The sequence below is a fragment of the Blastococcus sp. SYSU D00820 genome, from assembly GCF_054050695.1.
In genome coordinates, this window is sequence record NZ_JBJGZW010000008.1 from 1 (window position 1) to 18,226 (window position 18,226).

The 18,226-nt window shown below is 73.9% G+C and carries 22 protein-coding genes and 1 riboswitch; of the genes, 12 read left to right on the forward strand and 10 right to left on the reverse strand.

What is annotated here, in order from left to right; all coding sequences use genetic code 11:
* Positions 1-139 precede the first annotated feature (139 nt).
* From ACI79R_RS10670 to ACI79R_RS10680, 3 genes are all read left to right on the forward strand, one after another.
* Positions 140-973, forward strand: a complete 834-nt coding sequence (locus ACI79R_RS10670; protein ID WP_456573589.1) for a hypothetical protein — start codon at positions 140-142, stop codon at positions 971-973.
* 17 nt (positions 974-990) lie between these two features.
* A complete protein-coding gene (gene ilvA / locus ACI79R_RS10675; RefSeq protein ID WP_456573590.1) occupies positions 991-2,253 on the forward strand; it encodes a threonine ammonia-lyase IlvA in 1,263 nt (420 codons plus the stop codon).
* A gap of 124 nt (positions 2,254-2,377) precedes the next feature.
* Positions 2,378-3,313, forward strand: coding sequence for an LLM class flavin-dependent oxidoreductase (locus tag ACI79R_RS10680; RefSeq protein ID WP_456573591.1), 936 nt, complete (start codon positions 2,378-2,380; stop codon positions 3,311-3,313).
* A gap of 45 nt (positions 3,314-3,358) precedes the next feature.
* On the opposite strand, the gene ACI79R_RS10685 is transcribed toward ACI79R_RS10680, so the two are convergent.
* Together ACI79R_RS10685 and ACI79R_RS10690 are read right to left on the reverse strand one after the other, a co-directional pair.
* On the reverse strand, positions 3,359-5,605 hold the full coding sequence (locus ACI79R_RS10685) for a SpoIIE family protein phosphatase (RefSeq protein WP_456573592.1): 2,247 nt from the start codon (positions 5,603-5,605) through the stop codon (positions 3,359-3,361).
* A gap of 25 nt (positions 5,606-5,630) precedes the next feature.
* Positions 5,631-5,981: an STAS domain-containing protein gene (locus ACI79R_RS10690; RefSeq protein WP_456573593.1), complete on the reverse strand. Its 351-nt coding sequence runs from the start codon at positions 5,979-5,981 to the stop codon at positions 5,631-5,633.
* A gap of 73 nt (positions 5,982-6,054) precedes the next feature.
* Between ACI79R_RS10690 and ACI79R_RS10695 the strand changes: the two genes are divergently transcribed.
* On the forward strand, positions 6,055-6,489 hold the full coding sequence (locus tag ACI79R_RS10695; protein WP_456573594.1) for an ATP-binding protein: 435 nt from the start codon (positions 6,055-6,057) through the stop codon (positions 6,487-6,489).
* Positions 6,490-6,613: 124 nt separating this feature from the next.
* Positions 6,614-7,777 (forward strand): RtcB family protein, encoded by a 1,164-nt coding sequence (locus ACI79R_RS10700; protein ID WP_456573595.1) that lies wholly within the window; start codon positions 6,614-6,616, stop codon positions 7,775-7,777.
* Positions 7,778-7,837: 60 nt separating this feature from the next.
* Here ACI79R_RS10700 and ACI79R_RS10705 read toward each other — a convergent pair whose 3' ends face one another.
* Both ACI79R_RS10705 and ACI79R_RS10710 read right to left on the reverse strand, forming a co-directional pair.
* Entirely contained in the window at positions 7,838-8,908 is a 1,071-nt protein-coding gene (locus ACI79R_RS10705; protein ID WP_456573596.1) for an Ldh family oxidoreductase, read from the reverse strand.
* Between the two features lie 15 nt (positions 8,909-8,923).
* Positions 8,924-9,523 carry an HD domain-containing protein gene (locus ACI79R_RS10710; RefSeq protein WP_456573597.1) on the reverse strand — a complete coding sequence of 200 codons (600 nt, stop codon included), beginning with the start codon at positions 9,521-9,523 and terminating at the stop codon, positions 8,924-8,926.
* Positions 9,524-9,647: 124 nt separating this feature from the next.
* On the opposite strand from ACI79R_RS10710, the gene ACI79R_RS10715 reads away from it, so the two are divergent.
* From ACI79R_RS10715 to ACI79R_RS10725, 3 genes are all read left to right on the forward strand, one after another.
* Complete coding sequence (locus ACI79R_RS10715) at positions 9,648-10,547, forward strand: SMP-30/gluconolactonase/LRE family protein (protein ID WP_456573598.1); 900 nt, start codon at positions 9,648-9,650, stop codon at positions 10,545-10,547.
* Between the two features lie 85 nt (positions 10,548-10,632).
* On the forward strand, positions 10,633-11,103 hold the full coding sequence (locus ACI79R_RS10720; RefSeq protein WP_456573599.1) for an SHOCT domain-containing protein: 471 nt from the start codon (positions 10,633-10,635) through the stop codon (positions 11,101-11,103).
* A 4-nt stretch (positions 11,104-11,107) separates the two neighbouring features.
* The gene (locus ACI79R_RS10725) at positions 11,108-11,776 is read left to right on the forward strand and encodes a DUF6308 family protein (protein ID WP_456573600.1); all 669 of its coding nucleotides are present in this window, start codon (positions 11,108-11,110) and stop codon (positions 11,774-11,776) included.
* A 63-nt stretch (positions 11,777-11,839) separates the two neighbouring features.
* On the opposite strand, the gene ACI79R_RS10730 is transcribed toward ACI79R_RS10725, so the two are convergent.
* From ACI79R_RS10730 to ACI79R_RS10740, 3 genes are all read right to left on the reverse strand, one after another.
* Positions 11,840-12,259 (reverse strand): hypothetical protein, encoded by a 420-nt coding sequence (locus ACI79R_RS10730; RefSeq protein ID WP_456573601.1) that lies wholly within the window; start codon positions 12,257-12,259, stop codon positions 11,840-11,842.
* Positions 12,260-12,487: 228 nt separating this feature from the next.
* Complete coding sequence (locus tag ACI79R_RS10735) at positions 12,488-13,078, reverse strand: DUF4352 domain-containing protein (protein ID WP_456573602.1); 591 nt, start codon at positions 13,076-13,078, stop codon at positions 12,488-12,490.
* A gap of 216 nt (positions 13,079-13,294) precedes the next feature.
* On the reverse strand, positions 13,295-13,462 hold the full coding sequence (locus tag ACI79R_RS10740; RefSeq protein WP_456573603.1) for a hypothetical protein: 168 nt from the start codon (positions 13,460-13,462) through the stop codon (positions 13,295-13,297).
* 325 nt (positions 13,463-13,787) lie between these two features.
* Positions 13,788-13,933: riboswitch (cyclic di-AMP (ydaO/yuaA leader) on the forward strand.
* A gap of 14 nt (positions 13,934-13,947) precedes the next feature.
* Here ACI79R_RS10740 and ACI79R_RS10745 point away from each other — a divergent pair.
* A complete protein-coding gene (locus ACI79R_RS10745) occupies positions 13,948-14,472 on the forward strand; it encodes an NlpC/P60 family protein (protein ID WP_456573604.1) in 525 nt (174 codons plus the stop codon).
* A gap of 58 nt (positions 14,473-14,530) precedes the next feature.
* Here the strand turns inward: ACI79R_RS10745 and ACI79R_RS10750 are convergent, their stop codons facing one another.
* Both ACI79R_RS10750 and ACI79R_RS10755 read right to left on the reverse strand, forming a co-directional pair.
* Positions 14,531-14,905, reverse strand: coding sequence for a hypothetical protein (locus ACI79R_RS10750; RefSeq protein WP_456573605.1), 375 nt, complete (start codon positions 14,903-14,905; stop codon positions 14,531-14,533).
* Between the two features lie 152 nt (positions 14,906-15,057).
* Positions 15,058-16,281: an ABC transporter substrate-binding protein gene (locus ACI79R_RS10755; RefSeq protein WP_456573606.1), complete on the reverse strand. Its 1,224-nt coding sequence runs from the start codon at positions 16,279-16,281 to the stop codon at positions 15,058-15,060.
* A gap of 204 nt (positions 16,282-16,485) precedes the next feature.
* Here ACI79R_RS10755 and ACI79R_RS10760 point away from each other — a divergent pair, with 204 nt between their 5' ends.
* The 3 genes from ACI79R_RS10760 to ACI79R_RS10770 are packed head-to-tail and all read left to right on the forward strand — an operon-like array spanning position 16,486 to position 17,901.
* Positions 16,486-17,211: a Phenylacetic acid catabolic protein gene (locus ACI79R_RS10760; RefSeq protein WP_456573607.1), complete on the forward strand. Its 726-nt coding sequence runs from the start codon at positions 16,486-16,488 to the stop codon at positions 17,209-17,211.
* A gap of 22 nt (positions 17,212-17,233) precedes the next feature.
* On the forward strand, positions 17,234-17,539 hold the full coding sequence (locus ACI79R_RS10765; RefSeq protein ID WP_456573608.1) for a hypothetical protein: 306 nt from the start codon (positions 17,234-17,236) through the stop codon (positions 17,537-17,539).
* 11 nt (positions 17,540-17,550) lie between these two features.
* Positions 17,551-17,901, forward strand: a complete 351-nt coding sequence (locus ACI79R_RS10770; protein WP_456573609.1) for a hypothetical protein — start codon at positions 17,551-17,553, stop codon at positions 17,899-17,901.
* Positions 17,902-17,995: 94 nt separating this feature from the next.
* On the opposite strand, the gene ACI79R_RS10775 is transcribed toward ACI79R_RS10770, so the two are convergent.
* Positions 17,996-18,226: a hypothetical protein gene (locus ACI79R_RS10775; protein ID WP_456573610.1), complete on the reverse strand. Its 231-nt coding sequence runs from the start codon at positions 18,224-18,226 to the stop codon at positions 17,996-17,998.

Genomic DNA, 18,226 nt, shown 5'->3' on the forward strand with positions numbered 1-18,226 from the left:
CCCCGCCCCGCGATGCGGGGGCCAAACCCCCCGCCCGCGCGGAGGGCCACCCCCCCGGGGGGGGCCCACCCCCCGAGGTTCCGCAGCACCACCCCCACCGTCCGGAGCGGGCGGCGGACGTCCGGAGGAGGAACCCGTCATGGCGTGTCCGTCGTGCGGCTCGACGCAGCGGGATCCGATCGCGCCCGGCTTCTGGCAGTGCACCGGCCAGGTGCCGCGCACCGCGATGCAGATGGTCCCGGACGAGGGCGGGCCCCGCGGTCCGTACGGCGAGCCGCTGGCCATGCGGCCGCAGTACTCCCGGTGGTCGGAGCCCTGCGGCCACCGGTACGCCGAGGGTGCGCCGGGATCCCCGGGAGGTGCGCGGTGCTCCTGCGGCACCTACTCCATCGGCCGGTGCGCCGACTGCGGCCAGGACGTCTGCGGTGACGACAGCGTCCGCCGGGACGGTCGCCGGATCTGCCGGAGCTGCATCGAGGCGGCCGCGCGCCGGGCGGAAGCGGAAGAGGCGGCGCGGGCCGAAGCCGAGCGGACCGCCCGGGCACGCGAGACCGCCGAGCACGACGAGCGACGGGCGGCCCGGGAGGCGTCGTCCGAGGTGCTGGCGCAGCCGGACCTCGACGCCCGCCGGCGGCTGCTGGAGGAGCGGCTGCGCCGCATCCCGCGGAGCACCCCCTGGCCGGGAGCGGTCTTCCGGAGCACCGTGCTGTGGTTCGTCCCCGTCGCGCTGCTCGCCCACCTGGTGCCCCTGCCGTGGGACGCGGTCTTCCCCCGTGAGCTCTGGCGGCTGTGCCTGACGATCGTGCTGGCGGTGCTGGTCGTCCTCACCTGGGCCGTGCGCATGCGGCGGCTGGCGCGGCTGCGCGACTCCCGGCCGGACGTCGTCCGGCAGCTCGCCGCCCTCGACTACGAGCGGGGCTGCGGCGACCCGGCGTGTGGGCGCTGTTACACCGGCACCCTGCAGCCCGTGTGAGCGACGAGGATGGAGCCGTGAGCACCTCCACCGACGTCGGCTTCGACGCCGCGGTCACCGAGGCCGTCGCCCGGCTCGCCGGCGTCGCCGTCCGCACCCCGCTGCAGCGCAACGAGCGGCTCTCGGCCGCCACCGGCGCGCAGGTGTGGCTGAAGCGGGAGGACCTGCAGATCGGGCGGTCCTACAAGGTGCGCGGCGCCTACAACACCATCGCCGGGCTCGACGAGGCCGGCCGGGCCGCCGGCGTGGTCTGCGCCAGCGCCGGCAACCACGGCCAGGGCGTCGCGCACGCCTGCGCCGTCCTCGGGGTGCGCGGCTACGTGTTCGTCCCCGGCACCACGCCGCGGCAGAAGCGGCAGCGGATCCTCGCGCTGGGCGCCGGCATGGTGGAGCTGGTCATCTCCGGCGACACCTACGACGACGCCGCCACCGCCGCCGCCCGCCACGGGCAGGCCACCGGCGCCACGCTCGTGCCCGCCTTCGACGCGCTGTCCACCGTCGTCGGCCAGGCCACCGTCGCCGTCGAGATCCTGGAGCAGCTGCCCGAGCGGCCCGACGTCGTCGTCCTCCCGGTCGGCGGCGGCGGCCTGCTGGCCGGCGCCGGCACCTGGCTGCGGCAGCACTCCCCCGGCACCCGGCTGGTCGGCGTCGAGCCCGGCGGCGCGGCCAACATGTCCGCCGCGCTGGCCGCCGGGCACCCGGTCGAGCTGTCCGAGATCGACACCTTCGTCGACGGCGCGGCGGTCAAGCGCGCCGGCGACGTCACCTTTCCCCTGGTGCGCGACAGCGGCGCGGAGCTGGTCGCCGTCCCCGAGGGGCAGATCTGCACCGAGATGCTCGACCTCTACCAGGTGGACGGCGTCATCGCCGAGCCCGCCGGCGCCCTCGCCACGGCCGCGCTGACCGGCGGCCACGTCACCGTGGAGCCGGGGCAGACCGTCGTCTGCCTGCTGTCCGGCGGCAACAACGACGTCAGCCGCTACGCCGAGGTGGTCGAGCGGTCGCTGGTGCACCGCGGGCTCAAGCACTACTTCCTCGTCGAGTTCCCCCAGGAGCCCGGCGCGCTGCGCCGCTTCCTCGACGAGGTGCTCGGCCCCGACGACGACATCGTGCAGTTCGAGTACCTCAAGCGGGACAACCGCGAGACCGGCGCGGCGCTGGTCGGCCTGGAGCTCGGCAGCACCGGCGACCTCGCCCCGCTGCTCGGCCGGATCGAGTCCAGCCCGCTGCGCATCCAGCACCTCGCGCCCGGCACCACCGCCTACCGCTTCCTGGTCTGAGCCGGTCGTAGAACTACGCAGCACCCCTCCGTTGCGGGGTCCTCGGGCCTCTGCGGTGCGCTCCGGGCGGGCCTAGCGTCCGCTCGTCACGGGGAACCGGTTCTCGAGGGGGAGGTCGGGAGCGATGACCGGTGCTGAGCAGGTCCCGTCGGTCGGGCTGGTGCTGCCGCCCGCGGCGCCGCCGCAGCAGCTGTGGCCCGCGGTCGAGCTGGCCGAGCGCGGCGGCATCGGCTCCATCTGGGTGACCGACCGGACGGTGTCGGACATGCCCTGGCTGGAGGCTCAGGCCTTCCTCGCCGCGCTGGCCGCCCGCACCTCGACGGTCACCATCGGCACCTGCGTGCTCTGCGTGGCCCGCCGCAACCCGGTCTACACCGCGCACGCCCTGGCCACCGCGCAGTTCCTCTCCGGCGGCCGGGTGGTCGCCGGCATCGGCCTGGGCGGGCTGCGGCCCGAGGAGTTCACGCTGGCCGGCGTCCGCCTGGACCGCCGCGCGCCAGTGACCGACGTCTACATCGACCTGCTCCGGCGGATCTGGTCCACCGGGCAGCTGGACTACGACGGCCCGGACTACGCCTGCTCCGGGGTGACCATCGCCCCGCGGCCCGAGCCGATGATCCCGATCCTCGTCGGCGGCAACTCCCCCGGCGCCTACCGCCGCGCCGGCACCCTCGGCGACGGCTGGCTGTCGGTCTTCGCCGGCCCGGTCGAGTTCGCCGCCGCGTGGGAGCAGATCACCGCGCACGCCGTCGACGCCGGCCGCGATCCGGCGGCGCTGCTGCCGGCGGCCTACGTCTTCGCCGCCATCGGCCGGCGCGACGGGGAGGCGGAGGCGGTGCTCGACCCGGCGATGCGGGCCATCTTCGGCAGCCCGCTCGGGCACCTGGACTTCACCTGCATCCACGGCACGCCCGAGCAGTGGGTCGACCGGATCCGCGATTTCGGCGCCCACGGCGCGCGGCAGGTCAACACGCTGCTGTTCAGCACCGACCTCGTCCGCGACGTCGAGCTGGTCGTCTCCGAGGTGCTCCCCCGGCTGGGCGTCCCCGTCCCCGCGTGAGGCGGAGTGCCACGGCGCAGGAAACCTGCGCTGTGGCACTCCACCTCAGCCGGCGGTGCGGCCGATGCCGAGCACGGTCACGTCGTCGCTGTCGGACGGCGACAGCGCGGCCAGCACCGCGTCGAGCGCCGCCCGCACGTTGCCGGTGGCGCCGACCACCGCCGCGCGCAGCGCCGCCATGCCGTCTTCGAGGGAGCGGGTGCGCCGCTCGACCAGGCCGTCGCTGTAGAGGAACAGCCGGTCCGCCTGGCCCAGCCGCACGTGGATCTCCGGGTAGACGGCGACGTCGAGCAGCCCCAGCGCGGGGCCGCGGCCGTCGCGGAGGAACTCGCCGGCGCCACCCGAGACGTGCAGCACCGGCAGGTGCCCGGCGTTGGCGACGGCGACCTCCCCGGTGTCGGGGTCGAGCTGGGCGATGACGGCGGTGACCAGCTCGCCGGGCAGCAGCGAGGTGAGCAGCTGGTTGAGGTCGGCGAGCGCGACCCCCGGACCGAGGTCGCGCAGCAGGTGCGCCCGCAGCGCATGCCGCACCTGCGCGGTCACCGACGCCGCGGCCAGCCCGTGCCCGGCGACGTCGCCGAGCACGATCGACAGCCGGCCGCTGGGCAGCGGTACGAGGTCGTACCAGTCACCGCCGACGACGTCGTCCGCGCTGGGCAGGTAGCGGGCGGCGACGTCGACGCCGGGCACCTTGGGCAGCGCGTCGAGCAGCAGCGTGCGCTGCAGCGCCGCCGACAGCCGGTTCTCCTCGTCGGCGAGGGTGCGGGCGGTCTCGCGCAGGTGCCCGGCGAGCGTGCGCGCGGCGCCGACCTCGTGCTCGCGCCACGGGCGGGCGGTGCCCCGCACGGTCTCGGTCCAGGCGGTGAAGGAGCGGCGCGGGCTCAGCCGCAGCCCGGTCTCGCCGGCGGCGAGCTTGGGCGTGTGCGGGTTGCCGCCCCAGGTGACCTCGCGCGGGGTCTCCGGGCGGAACCAGGCGAGGAAGTCGCCGTCGGCCCCGCCGCCGACCGGCACCGCGAGCACGCCGCTGGCGACCTCGGCCAGGTCGGCGAACTCCGGCACCCGGCGCGGCAGCGCGTCGGTGACGCCGCCGTCGGCCAGCAGCGTGCTGACCAGCGGCACCACCCGGTCGGCCGGCGGGGTCCGCCCGAGCAGGGTGAGCCGGCCGCCCAGCCGCACCGCGGCGCCGGCGGCCGGCAGCATGTCGAGCACGGTCAGCTCGCCCTCGGTCAGCGCCGACAGCGGGCTGCGCGCCGACCGGCCCACCGCGGCGACCAGCTGGGTCTCCCGCTGGGCCACCTCGACCACGGCGGCCTGCTCGCCGGCCTCCACCTTCGTGTGCAGCAGCAGCGACGCGGTGCGGCCGAGGAACTCGGCGGCCACCCGGTCGGCGTAGCTGGGCCGGCGCGGACCGGCGTAGTGGTGGCAGCTGATCAGGCCCCAGAGCTTTCCGCGGTCGATCAGCGACACCGACATGGAGGCGACCACGCCCATGTTGGCCAGGTACTCCAGGTGCACCGGCGAGACGCTGCGCAGCATGGCGCCGGAGAGGTCCAGCGGCGCCCCGGTGGCGGGGTCCGTCGGCGGCTGCAGCGGCACCGGGCGGTAGGTGGCGTCGGGGATCAGCCGCATCCAGTTGGTCGTGTACAGCGCCCGGGCCTGGGCGGGGATGTCGCTGGCCGGGTAGCGCAGGTCGAGGAACGGCTCGAGGTCGGGACGGCGGTCCTCGGCGATGACCTCGCCGTTCCACTCGGCGTCGAAGCGGTAGACCATCACCCGGTCGAAGCCGGTCAGCGCCCGGACGTCGCGGGCCAGCACGTCGGTGAGCTCCTGCAGGTCCTCGGTGGCTGACAGCCGCTGCAGCACCGACGGCAGCCGGCGGTGCCAGGCGGCACCGGCCTGCTCCGCGCCGCGCAGCGGCTCCCACTCGGTGACCAGCAGCCGGCCGCTGCGGTGCAGCACCAGGTCGAACTCCTCGCCGCCCAGCCGCATGCGCAGCGGGTTGACGTCGGCGAGGTCGCCGGCCAGCCCGGCGCGCAGCCGGTCGAGGTCGGGGCCGTCGAGCAGGTCGCCGAGGGTGGCCCCGGCCGGATCGCGGCCGAGCAGCTCGGCGGCGTTCCCCGAGGCGACGACGACGGCGAGGTCGGGCTCGGTGACCGCGAGCAGCGCACCGTGCGGCTGGATGGCGCCCGGGATCGCGATGGGCTCGTCGGCGCAGCGCAGCAGCGCGTCCTCGAGGCCGGCCTCGGTGAGCGTGTCGTTCGGGTCGGCGGGCGGAGCCGGCGGCGTCGTCACCACCCGACCCTACGAGGCACCACCCCTAGGAGACGTTGTCCCCCGAGACGAAGGTCGCCGTCTCGACCACCGGCACCACCCGGTCGAGCTCGAGCATGTCGATCACCATGCGGACCGGCCGGTTGCCGCGGGGGCAGACGACCTGCAGCCGGACGTCGCCGGCGCCGGCCTGCCGGGCGGTCAGGGCCAGCTGCCGGGCGCCGGAGGAGTCGAGGAACGTGGTCTCGGCCAGGTCGAGGACCAGCGAGCGGGCGCCGGCGGCCAGTTCCGCGTCGACCGCCGCCGCCAGGTCGGGGGCGGTGGCGATGTCCAGCTCGCCGCGTACTCTCAGCCCCGGCTGCCCGTGCACCGTCATGCGTTCCACCTCGAACTGCACGATCGGCTCCCTCGTTCGGCCACACTGGCTCGTACGCAGGGTAATCGCGAGGCGATGAGGAGGGCGGGGTGGCATGGACATCACCTTCACCGTCACCCTCCCGGTCGACACCAACAGCGTGCCGTTCGTGCGCGGGCTGTGCCGGCAGGCACTGGAGCACCTCGGCGTGCCCGAGGAGACCGTCGAGGAGATCGCACTCGCGCTGACCGAGGCGTGCGCCAACGTCGTCCAGCACAGCGGCGGGGACGCCGGCTACCAGGTGTCGGTCGCGATCGACGACGGGCTGTGCCGCATCACCGTCTGGGACGACGGCGAGGGCTTCGACACCGACGCGCGCCCCACCACCGCGGCCGGCCGCGCGCGGGTGGACGACGGCAGCGGCCTGCTGCTGATGCAGGCGCTGGTCGACCGGCTGGACTTCCGGCACGAGGCCGACGGCCGGCACCGGGTGACGCTGGAGAAGCGGCTGACCACCCGCCCGCAGCTGCGCCTGCTCGGCCGCGACTAGGTCTTCTCTCCCCCGGGTGGCGCGGCCGCCGCCGGGTAATCCGGGTGCGCGCACGGCGAATCCGGCGTCTCCTGTGCGTCCGGACCGGACACCGGAGTCCGGGCCACGGAGAGACGAAAGGGACATGGAGAGAATCAGCGACCGCCTGCTCAACTGGGCGTCGATCCTGGAGGACACCACCCGCGCGCAGGCCGAGCGCACCGCCGCGATGCCGTTCATCCACCCGCACCTGGCCCTCATGCCGGACGCGCACCTCGGCAAGGGCGCGACCGTCGGCTCGGTCATCCCCACCGACGGCGCCATCATCCCGGCGGCGGTCGGGGTGGACATCGGCTGCGGGATGATGGCGGTGCGCACCCAGTTCGCCGCCGGCGACCTCGCCGGCACGAAGCTGGACGTGCTGCACGAGCAGATCTCGCGGGCGATCCCGCTGTCGGCCGGCCGGTACAACAAGAAGGTGCGCGACACCGCGGCGCCGCGGGTCGAGGAGCTGCGCGCGCTGCCCGGCGCCGGGCAGGCCGACGCCGCCGCGCCGAACTGGCCCCTGCAGCTGGGCTCGCTGGGCTCGGGCAACCACTTCATCGAGGTGTCGCTGGACGAGGCCGACCGGATGTGGCTGTTCCTGCACTCGGGCTCGCGTGGCGTGGGCAACAAGCTGGCGAGCAAGCACATCGCGATCGCCCAGCAGCGCTGCCGCGACCGGGGCATCGAGCTCGCCGACCGCGACCTCGCCTACCTGGAGGAGGGCGAGCCGAGCTTCGACGCCTACATCGAGGCGCTGCGCTGGGCGCAGCGGTTCGCGTTCCTCAACCGCGAGGAGATGATGGACCGCGTCGTCGACCAGCTCGGGCGGTTCCTGCACCGGGACGTCGAGCGGCTCGAGACGGTCAACTGCCACCACAACTACACCGAGCGCGAGACGCACTACGGCCGCGAGGTGTGGTTGTCCCGCAAGGGCGCGATCTCCGCGCGGGAGGGGCAGTGGGGACTGATCCCCGGATCGATGGGGACGGCGTCCTACGTCGTCGTCGGCAAGGGCAACCCCGAGTCGCTGACCTCCTCGCCGCACGGCGCGGGGCGCAACCACTCGCGCTCGGCGGCGCGGCGGCTGTTCAACCGGCGCGACCTCGAGGCGCGGATGGCGGGGATCGCGTGGGGGCACTCCGACGCGTTCCTCGATGAGCACCCCGACGCCTACAAGGACATCGACGTGGTCATGGCCGACGCCGCCGACCTCGTCGAGATCCGGCACACGCTGCGCCAGATCGTGAACGTCAAGGGCGACTGACCCCCGGGCTCTGCCCAGCCGACCTCGTGCTCTGCCCACACCCGTGGGCAGAGCACGAGGTCACGCCGGGTCGGGGAACGGCACCCCGACCGACCGGCCGAGCGCGGTGCAGTTCTCGATGACGGCGGCGTCCAGGGGGACGCCGTCGCTCCGCCGCTCCGCGCGCAGGGCCGCCGACCGCTCGCCGGGCAGCAGCACCCCGGCCGAGCCCTCCGCCGGCGGGATCGCGTGCAGCCCGTCGGCCAGCTCCCGCATGCCGCGGTCGTACTCCGCCCGGTCGACGAACGCGTCGATCCGCCAGGCGGCCAGCCAGTAGCCGATCCGCCAGTCCGGGCCGAAGGTGGCGAACAGGCCGGAGCCGGTGCCCGACAGCACGCCGCTGACGATGTCGACGACCATCCCGAGGCCGAAGCCCTTGTGCCCGCCGCTGCCGTCGGGCTGGGCGCCGAGCAGCAGGTAGCCCGCGGCCGCGGTGGGGTCGGTGGTGGGGCGGCCGTCGGCGTCGACGATCCAGCCCAGCGGCACCGACCGGCCCTCCCGGGCGGCCACCTGAACCTTGGTGCCGGCCGCGGCGGTCACCGCCATGTCGAACACGAAGGGCGGGCGGTCGGCCACCGGCGCCCCGACGGCCAGCGGGTTGGTGCCCACGGCCGGCCGGGTGCCGCCGGGCGGCGCCACCGCGGCGGCGGTGTGCGACATGACCATGCCGATCAGCCCGCGCTCGGCGGCCATCCGGGCGTAGTGGCCGGCGGCGCCGAGGTGGCAGCCGTCCCGCACGGTCACCATGCCGACGCCGTGCTCCTCGGCCTTGTCCATGGCTGCCTGCATCGCCCGGGCGGCGACCACCGGGCCGAAGCCGCGGTCAGCGTCCCAGGCGGCGGTGACCGACGACTCCCGGAGCACCGCCGGCCGCGCCGTGGGGTTCACCGAGCCGTCGGCCAGGCCGGGCGCGTAGTGCCAGTGGGTGCAGAAGTTCGACAGCCCGTGCGTCTCGGTGCCGGACAGGTCGGCGTCCACCACGACGCGGGCGCCGAGCGCGGCGTCGTCCTCGCTCATGCCGTGGGCGCGCAGGACGCCGGCGGTCCACCGCTCGAGGGCGTCGACGGCGAACCTGCGGCGGGCGTCGGGCACGGGCTGGAACGTAGCTCAGCCCCGGTCGAGCGGGTTGGCCCGCGCTCGGGCGGCGAAGCCGGAGGCGACGAACCGGCCGGCCAGGGAGCCGGGCTTGCGGCGGGCCTGGCTCTCGAAGCAGCCGACGAACTCCTCGATCAGGCCGAGCCGCGGATACCGGTCGAGCACCTCGGCGCGGAAGGCCGGCGCCCAGCCGTCGGGGTCGCGGCCGCTGATGTCCAGGCCGGTGGAGAGCTCGAGCAGGTGGCCCTCGGGGTCGGCGGCGACGTCGACCTCGTCGTGCATGTGCCGCACGATCACCTCCCCCACCCGGCGCCGCCGCTCGACCGGCCAGCCGGCGCCGGCGGCGAACACCCAGCCGAGGGCGGCACCGGCGTCCTCGAACGGCAGCGTCGCGTTGTCGAAGGCGGGCACCAGGCCGAGGTCGTGCAGCATCGCGGCGACGTAGAGCAGTTCGGCGTCGAAGGCGATGCCGTGCCGGCGGGCGTGGTCGGCGGCGAACAGGTAGGCGCGGACGCTGTGGTTGACCAGCGCCGGGGAGGCGAACTCCTCGACCACCTCGCGGGCGGTGCGGGCAGCGGCGGTGTCGGGCAGCGGGAGGTCGTCGAGGCGCACGGCTCCGGAGTCTCGCCGGGCTGGCGTGCCCCGGACAGGTGCCGGGGCCGGGTTGGCAGGGACGCTGCGGTTCCCGGCAGCCCTCGTGAGTGACGCCGGTCACGCACCGCTTAGGGTCCGCGACATGGCGAAGCAGCAGCTGACGACGGTCCTGACGGGTGGCGGGTTCTTCGAGGGCCCGCGGTGGCACGACGGCACGTGGTGGATCTCGGACTTCTACCGGCACACGGTGAGCCGGCTGGCCGCGGACGGCACCGAGACGGTGGTCGCCGAGGTCGAGGCGCAGCCGTCGGGGCTGGGCTGGCTGCCGGACGGCTCGATGGTCGTCGTCTCGATGAAGGATCACCGGGTGCTCCGGTACGCCGACGGCGAGGTGTCGACGCTGGCCGACCTCACCCCACACTGCGGCGGGCACCTCAACGACCTGGTGGTCGGACCGAACGGGCACGTGTTCGTGGGTGACTTCGGCTTCGACCTGATGGCCGGCGGGGACGCCGCGACGGCGACGCTCAAGCGGATCGACCTGGACGGCACGGTCACCGAGGTGGCCGACGGGCTGCAGTTCCCGAACGGCTCGGTGATCACCCCGGACGGCGGCACGCTGATCGTCGGCGAGACGCTCGGCAACCGGTACACCGCGTTCGACCTGGGCGTCGACGGCACGCTGTCCAACCGGCGGGTGTGGGCCGAGCTCGGGCCGGAGGTGACCGGCCGGACCACCGAGGAGGTGCTCGGCCAGCTGACCGTCGCGCCGGACGGCTGCACGCTGGACGCCGAGGGGCTGGTCTGGGCGGCCGACGCAACCGGCGGCCGGGTGGTGCGGGTCGCCGAGGGCAAGGGCGTGGTGGACGAGATCGCCGCACCGGAGGGGCTCGGCGTCTACGCCTGCATGCTGGGCGGGGACGACGGCCGGACGCTGCTGATGTGCTGCGCGCCGGACTTCTACGAGCACAACCGCGCGCCGGTGCGCGAGGCGGTGCTGGTGAGCACGCGGGTCGAGGTGCCGCACGCCGGACGCCCCTGATCGCCGGCGGCCCGGCTCCCCTGCCCGGGTGAGCCGGTCCGCCGCACGTCTGGATCACGGTGCCGGCCTGCCGCAGGGTCGGGGCGTGGCGAAGCGGAGATCGGCGACCGGCGCGGTGCTCGCGCTGCTGGTGGGCATCGGGCTGGTGGTGACCGGGCTCGTCGTCGGGCTGGCGCCGCAGCAGGCCGGCACGACCAGCTGCGGCTCGGCGTTCCTCCCCGATCCGTCGGACTCGACCGAGTACTGGAGCAGCACGCTGGGCTACCGGTCCAACGGCACCTTCTCCGACCTGGCCGAGGAGATCTGCGCCGACCGGACGAGCGAGGAGCTGCTCGGCGGGCTGGTCGCGCTGGGCGCCGGGATCCCGCTGACGGTGCTGGGTGCGGTGGTGCTGCGCCGGCGGGCGCCCCGCCCCGCTCCCGTTCCCGTCCCCTCCCCCGCCGGCCCGACCGTCGACGACCTCGGGAAGCTGGCGGATCTGTACCGGTCGGGGCTGCTGACCGACGAGGAGTTCCGCGCGGCGAAGCGGCGGCTGCTCGCCGTGGACGGAGGGTGAGCCCATGGCCTACACGCTGCCGAGCTGCCTGGACGACGAGGCGACTGCGCTCGGGTACCTGCAGGAGTACTACGGCCCGGACGGCGGCGACGCCTACACCGGCGCCCACTTCGACACCTGGGGCGGCAACGACCCCGACCGGTTCACCGCCGAGGACCTGGTCGCCGTCACGTTCCTGTCCGTGGCCGTCCCGCCGATGACGGCCCGCCGGCTGATCCGCACGGAGGCCGCGCGCTTCGCCGACCTGCTGCACGCCGTCGGCCCGGACCGTGACCTCGTCACCGAGGACGTCGCGATCGACAAGGCCTGGCCGGCCCGCCGGCTGAACAAGGCGCTCGACGACCTGCCGGGCATCGGGCCGACGATCGCCAGCAAGCTCCTCGCCCGCAAGCGGCCGCACCTGGTGCCGATCTACGACTCCGTGGTGGCGAAGGTGACCGACGCCTACGACACGCAGTGGGAGCCGCTGCGCAGCGAGCTGCGCCGCAACGACGGAGCACTGCACCAGACCCTGCTGCGTCTTCGGGAGCAGGCCGGCATCGGACCGCACGTCTCGGCCATCCGCGTCTACGACGTCATCACGTGGATGGAGGGCAAGAAGAAGGGCTACGCGCCCGCGACGCCCGCCGAGGCGATCGGCGCCGCACTGGCCGACGTCCCCGAGGACGAGTAGCCCGGACGCACGCGACCCCCGCCCGGAGGCCCGGACGGGGGTCGCTGCGTCGGTGCGGCCCGGTCAGGGGCAGCGCTCCTCGCGCTTCACGACGCCGAAGTCGATCTGCCCCTCGACGTCGCCGGTGACCTGCTGGCCGGCGGGGACGTTCTGCGTGCAGACGATCCAGTTCGAGTCGACGACCTGGTTCCGGCTGCCCAGGAGGTCGTGGGAGACGCTGTAGAAGACGCCGAACTGCTGCACCGTGTTCTGGGCGGTCTGCAGGTCCACGCCGACCAGGTTCGGCATGACGAAGTCGACGACCGGCTCGGCGGCGGTCGTGGGCGCGGGCGCCGTGGAGCTGGCCGGGGGCGGCGCGACGGGCTGGGTGCTGGGCGACGCCGTCACCGTCTCGGTGACGACCGAGGGCGTGCTCTCGGCGTCGGCCGACGCGTCGTCCCCTCCCCCGCACGCCGAGACGGCGACGCCGGCGGCGAGGAGCACGGCGAGCGCGGGAAACCGCGGGCGCCGGCGGAGCGGCGTCGATGGCAGGGACCGGAGGTGGTGCGACTGGTGCATGGGAGTGACCGTCGCACCCGCGGGAGCGGTCGTCGGGCATTTACGGTCCGACGCCGTCCCGGATGACTCCGCCGTCCCACCGATCCCGCCCGGAACGCCGACGACCCCCGCCCGGAGGTCCGGGGGGGGGTCGTCTGCGGTGGGATCAGGACGTCACTGGAGCGCGACGGTGACGCCGCCGGAGAAGGCGGAGTCGTGCAGCTCGAGCGAGGCCGGCGTCGTGCCGACCGGCACGTCGAAGATGACCTTGCTGTTCAGCGTGTTGCCGGGGTTGATCTCCTCGTACAGCGAGGCCGAGTTCGGCAGGTAGAACGAGGCCTCGGTGTCGGCGCTGAACTCCTGGCCCTCGGCGTTGCGCAGGGTGGCGTTCTCGCCGAAGAAGCTCTGCGCCTCGTTGCCGATGTTGCTGATGGTCAGGTCGACGATGCAGAAGGTGCCCTGCGCGGTGATGCTCACGTACTGGTCGCCGAGGCTGGTCGCGCTGCAGTCGACGCCGTTGACGACGAACTGGAACTTGCCGTCCAGCGCCGGCTGCCCGATGCCGACGGACGACGACTCGCTGGAGCCGCCGGAGGCCGAGCCGGCGGAGGAGTCGTCGGACCCGCCCTTGCCGGTCTGCGTCGCGATGATGGCGATGACGACGATCGCGACCAGGGCGAGGAACCACGCCTTCTTGTAGAAGGGCTTGCTCGTGGGCTGCGGGGGCGCGGGCTGCTCGGCGGGCGCCTGGAGGTTCTGGACCATGGGATTCCTCGGTGCGTCGGTGGATCGGAGCGCGGACCGGGGGCCCGCTCGACGTCGTCATCGGCGGACCAGTACCGAGACGACTCGGAACGGCCCCATTTCGGATCCCTGTGGTCACAGCACTCCCTGTCGCCTCACAGGGACGTCGGCTCCCGACGCACGCGACCCCCGCCCGGAAGGCCCGGGCGGGGGTCGCGTGGTGTGTTCGGCTGCGGGTCAGCGCACCGGGCCGCGGCCGCGGCCGGCGCCGCCGCCGCGCTTCTTGTTCTGCTCGCCCATCTGCGCGATCAGCTGCTTGATCTTGGCCTGGTTCTCCGGCTTGCGGGCCAGGTCGTAGGCCTTCTTGGCGATACCGGCGACCGCCAGGTTGCGGAGCATGCCCATGGTCGGAACCTCCCTCGGTTGGTTGCCAGGGAGTCTGCCCGCACACCGGGACGGCGAATCATCGCGCACGGGTGATCATGCGTGGCTACGGGCTGTCACGCAGCGCCGGTACGCGGCGATCTCGGAAGGGTCGGGGCCGCAGCCGTCGCCGTCCTCCGCGAAAGGGCAGGTGGGCGCGCGCACTCCGGCTCCGCAACGCCCGGATCCGCTCCCGGTCGGGCAGGCGTGTCGGCGCCGTCGGCCGGGTGGAGACCTCGGCGGGCGGTACCTAGCGTCGTCGCGGTCCGGACGAGACCCGCACCCGCTGCCGCACCCTGGCCGCACTCGCCGGACACCGCCGAACCGGGCATCCGCCCGGGCCGGGGACCCACCGATCCACTGGGGTGAAGCGCTGTCCGGGAACGGACGGCGCCGGGCGACTTCCGCGCCCGAACCCGTCAGCTGACCCGGTAGGCGGTGCACGGAACAGAGGAGAACCGTCGTCCATGACGACCATGCGCACGTCCCTGCCCCGCCGGTCCAGCCGCTCGCTGCGCGGCGCCGTCATCGCCCTGGCGGCCGGTGCCGGGGTGGCCCTCACCCCGGCGGTGGCCTCCGCCAGCGCCGAGGCCCCTGCGGCCGCGGCTCCCGCTGCTGCCGCGCCGGTCGCGGCACCCAACGCCGCGGCGCAGACCGCGGTCGACGCCGCGCTCAGCCAGCAGGGCAAGCCCTACGCCTGGGGTGGCTCGGGGCCGTCGAGCTACGACTGCTCGGGGCTGGTGCAGTACGCCTACCGGGCGGCGGGCATCGAGCTCCCGCACTCGTCGCGCATGCAGTCGACGATGGGCGCGCCGGTCGACCGGGCGAGCCTGCAGCCGGGTGACCTGGTCTTCTACTACTCCCCGGTGAGCCACGTGGGCATCTACATCGGCAACGGGCAGATGGTGCACTCCTCGACCTACGGCAAGCCGGTCGCCGTGGTCGACGTGGACGACATGCCGGGCTACAACTCCGCGCGGCGGATCGCCTGACCCTCGGGTCCGACGCCCGGAGCCCCGGCCGCCGCGCGCGGCCGGGGCTCCGGCGCGGTCAGGACCGGCAGCCGGCGTAGGGCCGGTGCGCCGGCTGCAGCGAGAAGACCGCCTCCGCGTCGCGCGGCCAGGTGCTCAGGAACAGCAGGTTGAACCGCAGGTTGTAGAAGCCGTGCGCCCCGGCGTCGCGGACGGCGGCGGCCACCGCGTCGGCGTCGTGGTGGGCGAAGCGCTCGAGCTCCCCGAAGACGGCGAGGGTGACGGCCTCATCGGCGGCGTCCATGACGACGACGGGCAGCCAGTCCTCGGCCGGCGCGGTCTGGCTGAGCAGGATGTGCACCCGGTTCGGCGCATGGCCGACGCCCGTGCGGCCGCAGGTCAGCGGAGCGGTGCGGACGGCCTCGCCGCCGTTCGGCTCGTACATCTCGGACACCGTCGTCCTCCCCCGTGTCGTGCTGGTGCTGTACCGCGCGGTGCCCAGCCCACCACCGCGCATGCACGCGGGACCGTTCCGACCATCGGTGTGGGTGAGGGCGGCGGCGGATCGGGTGAACCGGCGGGCCTCCGGTGACGGAGCGCGACGGATCAGGGCTGCGCGAACACGCCCAGCTCGGAGACCACCGTGTTGAGCAGCACGCCGCCCTCGTCGGCCACCTCCCGCAGGTAGATGGTCTGTTCGGGGGTCTGCCCGTTGAAGGTCCACGGGCCGCGGGGGCTGTCGTCGACCTCGCCGAGGTCCTGCAGCGCGGCGGTCAACGCCTCGCCGGACACGTCACCGGCCGCTTCCAGGGCCCGGGTGAGGACGTTGGCGGCGTCGTAGGCCTGCATGGCGTACACCGTCGGGAGGACCCCGTAGGCCTCTTCGTAGGCCTGGACGAAGGCCTGGTTGGCCTCGTTGTCGATCTCCGTCGAGTAGTGCAGCGAGGTGCGCACCCCGATCGCGGACGCACCCTGGCCCTCCAGCACGCTGCCCTCCGTGAGGAACCCGGAGCCGTAGAGCGGGATGGTGTCCTTGAGCCCGAAGTCGGTGTACTGCTTGACGAAGGCGACCGCCTCACCGCCGGCATAGAAGCAGAACACCGCGGCTGCGCCCGAGGACTGCGCGCCCGAGAGGAACGGCTGGAAGTCCTGCGTCGTGCCGAAGGGGGTGAGCGCCTGCCCGGCCACGGTTCCGCCGCCGGCCTCGTAGGCCTGGATGAAGCCCGCCACCACCTCCTGCCCAGCGGCGTAGTCGGGTGCCATGACGAACACCGGCCCGATGCCCTCGGCGGCCAGGTGGTCACCCATCGCGGCCGCCACCTGCGCGTTCGTGAACGACACCCGCCAGACGTAGGGGTTGGTCGCCTCGCCGGTGATCGGCCCGGCACCGGCGTTGCCGATCAACAGCACTTTCTGCGCCTCGTTGAACTGCTCGGCCACCCCGAGGGCGGTCGCCGAGTTGACCACGCCGACGACGACGTCCACATCGGAGAGCAGGCCCTGGATGGCGGGCACGCCCGTGTCGGGCCCCTCCCCCTCGTCCGCGGTGACGGTCTCCACCTCGTACTCGCCGAGCCGGCCGTCGTTCTGGTCGAGCCACAACTGCCAGCCGTTCTGCATGTCCACGCCGATCGGCGTGTAGACGCCGGCCTGCGGGATGACGAGCCCGACGGTGATCGAGCCGCCGCCACCGCCGCCGCCACCGCCGCCGCCGTCGCCGCCGTCGTCGCCACCGAGGCTTCCGCCGGAGCACGCGGTGAGGGCCAGACCGCCGATGCCCACCCCCGCGGCACCCAGGAACTGACGGCGAGAGAGGTCGGGGACTGCCATGGATGCCTCCGGGTGTCCGGACGTGCTCCGTCGCACGTCGTCCGCTACGGGAGTTGATCGAACAGGTGCCACCGCCCCCGACCGGCCCGCCAGGGGAGATCTCGACCAACCGAGCCGGACAATATTTCTCCCGACCGGTCGGTTGACCGAATTGTCGGCAGAACCTACTCTGCGATGCAGGTCACGACAAGGGAGGTAGCCGTCATGAGCGTCGCGACGACAGGGGAACGCCGGATCTACCGCGAGGGCGACGAGGACATGCCGGAGGAGTTCCGCACGCTCCTGGTGCGGATGCTGACCCACCACCTCGAGAACTCGACCAATCCCCACTACACCGACCTGCTCAACAAGCTCTGGGTGGCCGGGATGACGCACATCCCGGACGAGAAGCTCAAGGTCACCTACGCGAAGCTCATGCAGCAGGAGGTGGAGCACGGGGTGATCACCTCCCGCATCCTGCGCAGCCTCGGCCACGGGCCGGTCGACGGCGAGATCCAGCAGTACCTGTTCCACCTCCCCATCGAGAGCTTCTGCGACCTCGCCTTCTTCAACGGCCTGGGCGACCGGGTGGGCTGCTACATCGGCGAGACCTGGGAGGGCGTGCCCTACGAGCCCCTGCTCACCGTGGCGGAGCGGCTGCACAAGGACGAGGTCTTCCACGCCACCTTCGGCATGAACAACCTGCGGCGGATCTGCTCGACCCCCGAGGGGCTGGCCGAGGCCAACGAGAAGATCAGGATCTGGTGGCCGGCCGCCCTGGACATGTTCGGCCGGTCGGACTCCGGCTTCTCGGAGAAGTACGTCACCTGGGGACTGCGCCAGAAGAGCAACGAGGAACTGCGCCAGCAGTACATCGCCGACACCCGGCCGATGCTCGAGGACCTCGGCATCGAGGTGCCCGACGACCGCGCGAACCGCCGGTATCTGTGAGCGCGGCCCGGAGGTGCCCGGCGTGACCGAGCAGGAGGCGCTGCCGGCCGCGCTGCGCACCCGTCCCCGCGCCGGCGCCTGGAAGGTCGAGCTCACCCGACCGGACCGGCGGGTGATGCTGTTCGACGTGCGTCTGTCGGAGTACCGGGAGTTCTTCCTGGTCGCCGTCGGGGACAAGTCGGTGGCCATCACCAGCCTCGACCCGAGCGACGAGACGCACCTGGAACCGCAGTGCTTCGTCTTCGCCAAGCCCTACGGCTGGGACGACGACCTCGACGGTGACGAGGCGCTGCTGCAGGTCTGGCAGGCCGTCGGGGTCCAGCGGTGAGTGCGGCGCGCATGGCCGACCCGTCCGGCGCACGGCGGTCCACCCGCCGGCCCCGTCAGCAGGTCACCTCGACCACCACCCGGTTCACCGTCCGGGGCAGCCGTAACGGCAGCCTGGTGCAGGTGACGTGGGCTGCCGGCGGGGTGCTCACCGGCGACTTCCCGACGTGCGACCTGATCGAGGTCCAGGCCGCCATGGCCCGGACGGCGCAGGGCGACCCGGCCTACGGCCGCGAGGTCGGCGATCTCTACGGCCCGCTTCCCGACGACCCGCTGGCCGAGCCCGAGGCGGCCTACCGCGTCGTGCAGCAGGTGCTCGACGCCATCCGCGAGGTGGACGTCGTCGATCCGGGAACGGCCTGACAGCCGTTCCCGCCCGGACCAGGGCCCGCCCCGATACAGCCGGGGCGGGCCCTGCCGCGTCCGGTGGTCCGGGCCGCCGCGCGGGCGTCCGCGCTCAGTCCTCCTCGGGGAAGAGCCGGTCGGAGTAGCCGAAGTAGCCCAGACCGAGGAACAGTTGCTGCTCGGCCATCTCCAGAGCACGGGCGACCGCCGGGGTGGCAGCGAGCCGGCGTTCCTCGGCCAGCCGCGACCGGAGTTCGACCAGCCTCTGCAGCTGGCCGGCGTCGCCCACGACGGGCGCGGCGGTCAGCGGGTCCCCGCCGAGTCCACGGTCGATGGTCTCCAC

What these genes read in the sequence shown, in the direction of transcription:
- ACI79R_RS10735 (WP_456573602.1), bottom strand. Translation starts at nt 13,078, where the DNA reads ATGGTCCAGAACCTCCAGGCGCCCGCCGAGCAGCCCGCGCCCCCGCAG.
- ACI79R_RS10680 (WP_456573591.1), top strand. Translation starts at nt 2,378, where the DNA reads ATGACCGGTGCTGAGCAGGTCCCGTCGGTCGGGCTGGTGCTGCCGCCC.
- ACI79R_RS10760 (WP_456573607.1), top strand. Translation starts at nt 16,486, where the DNA reads ATGAGCGTCGCGACGACAGGGGAACGCCGGATCTACCGCGAGGGCGAC.
- ACI79R_RS10715 (WP_456573598.1), top strand. Translation starts at nt 9,648, where the DNA reads ATGGCGAAGCAGCAGCTGACGACGGTCCTGACGGGTGGCGGGTTCTTC.
- ACI79R_RS10725 (WP_456573600.1), top strand. Translation starts at nt 11,108, where the DNA reads ATGGCCTACACGCTGCCGAGCTGCCTGGACGACGAGGCGACTGCGCTC.
- ACI79R_RS10745 (WP_456573604.1), top strand. Translation starts at nt 13,948, where the DNA reads ATGACGACCATGCGCACGTCCCTGCCCCGCCGGTCCAGCCGCTCGCTG.
- ACI79R_RS10770 (WP_456573609.1), top strand. Translation starts at nt 17,551, where the DNA reads ATGGCCGACCCGTCCGGCGCACGGCGGTCCACCCGCCGGCCCCGTCAG.
- ACI79R_RS10755 (WP_456573606.1), bottom strand. Translation starts at nt 16,281, where the DNA reads ATGGCAGTCCCCGACCTCTCTCGCCGTCAGTTCCTGGGTGCCGCGGGG.
- ACI79R_RS10700 (WP_456573595.1), top strand. Translation starts at nt 6,614, where the DNA reads ATGGAGAGAATCAGCGACCGCCTGCTCAACTGGGCGTCGATCCTGGAG.
- ACI79R_RS10670 (WP_456573589.1), top strand. Translation starts at nt 140, where the DNA reads ATGGCGTGTCCGTCGTGCGGCTCGACGCAGCGGGATCCGATCGCGCCC.
- ACI79R_RS10740 (WP_456573603.1), bottom strand. Translation starts at nt 13,462, where the DNA reads ATGGGCATGCTCCGCAACCTGGCGGTCGCCGGTATCGCCAAGAAGGCC.
- ACI79R_RS10695 (WP_456573594.1), top strand. Translation starts at nt 6,055, where the DNA reads ATGGACATCACCTTCACCGTCACCCTCCCGGTCGACACCAACAGCGTG.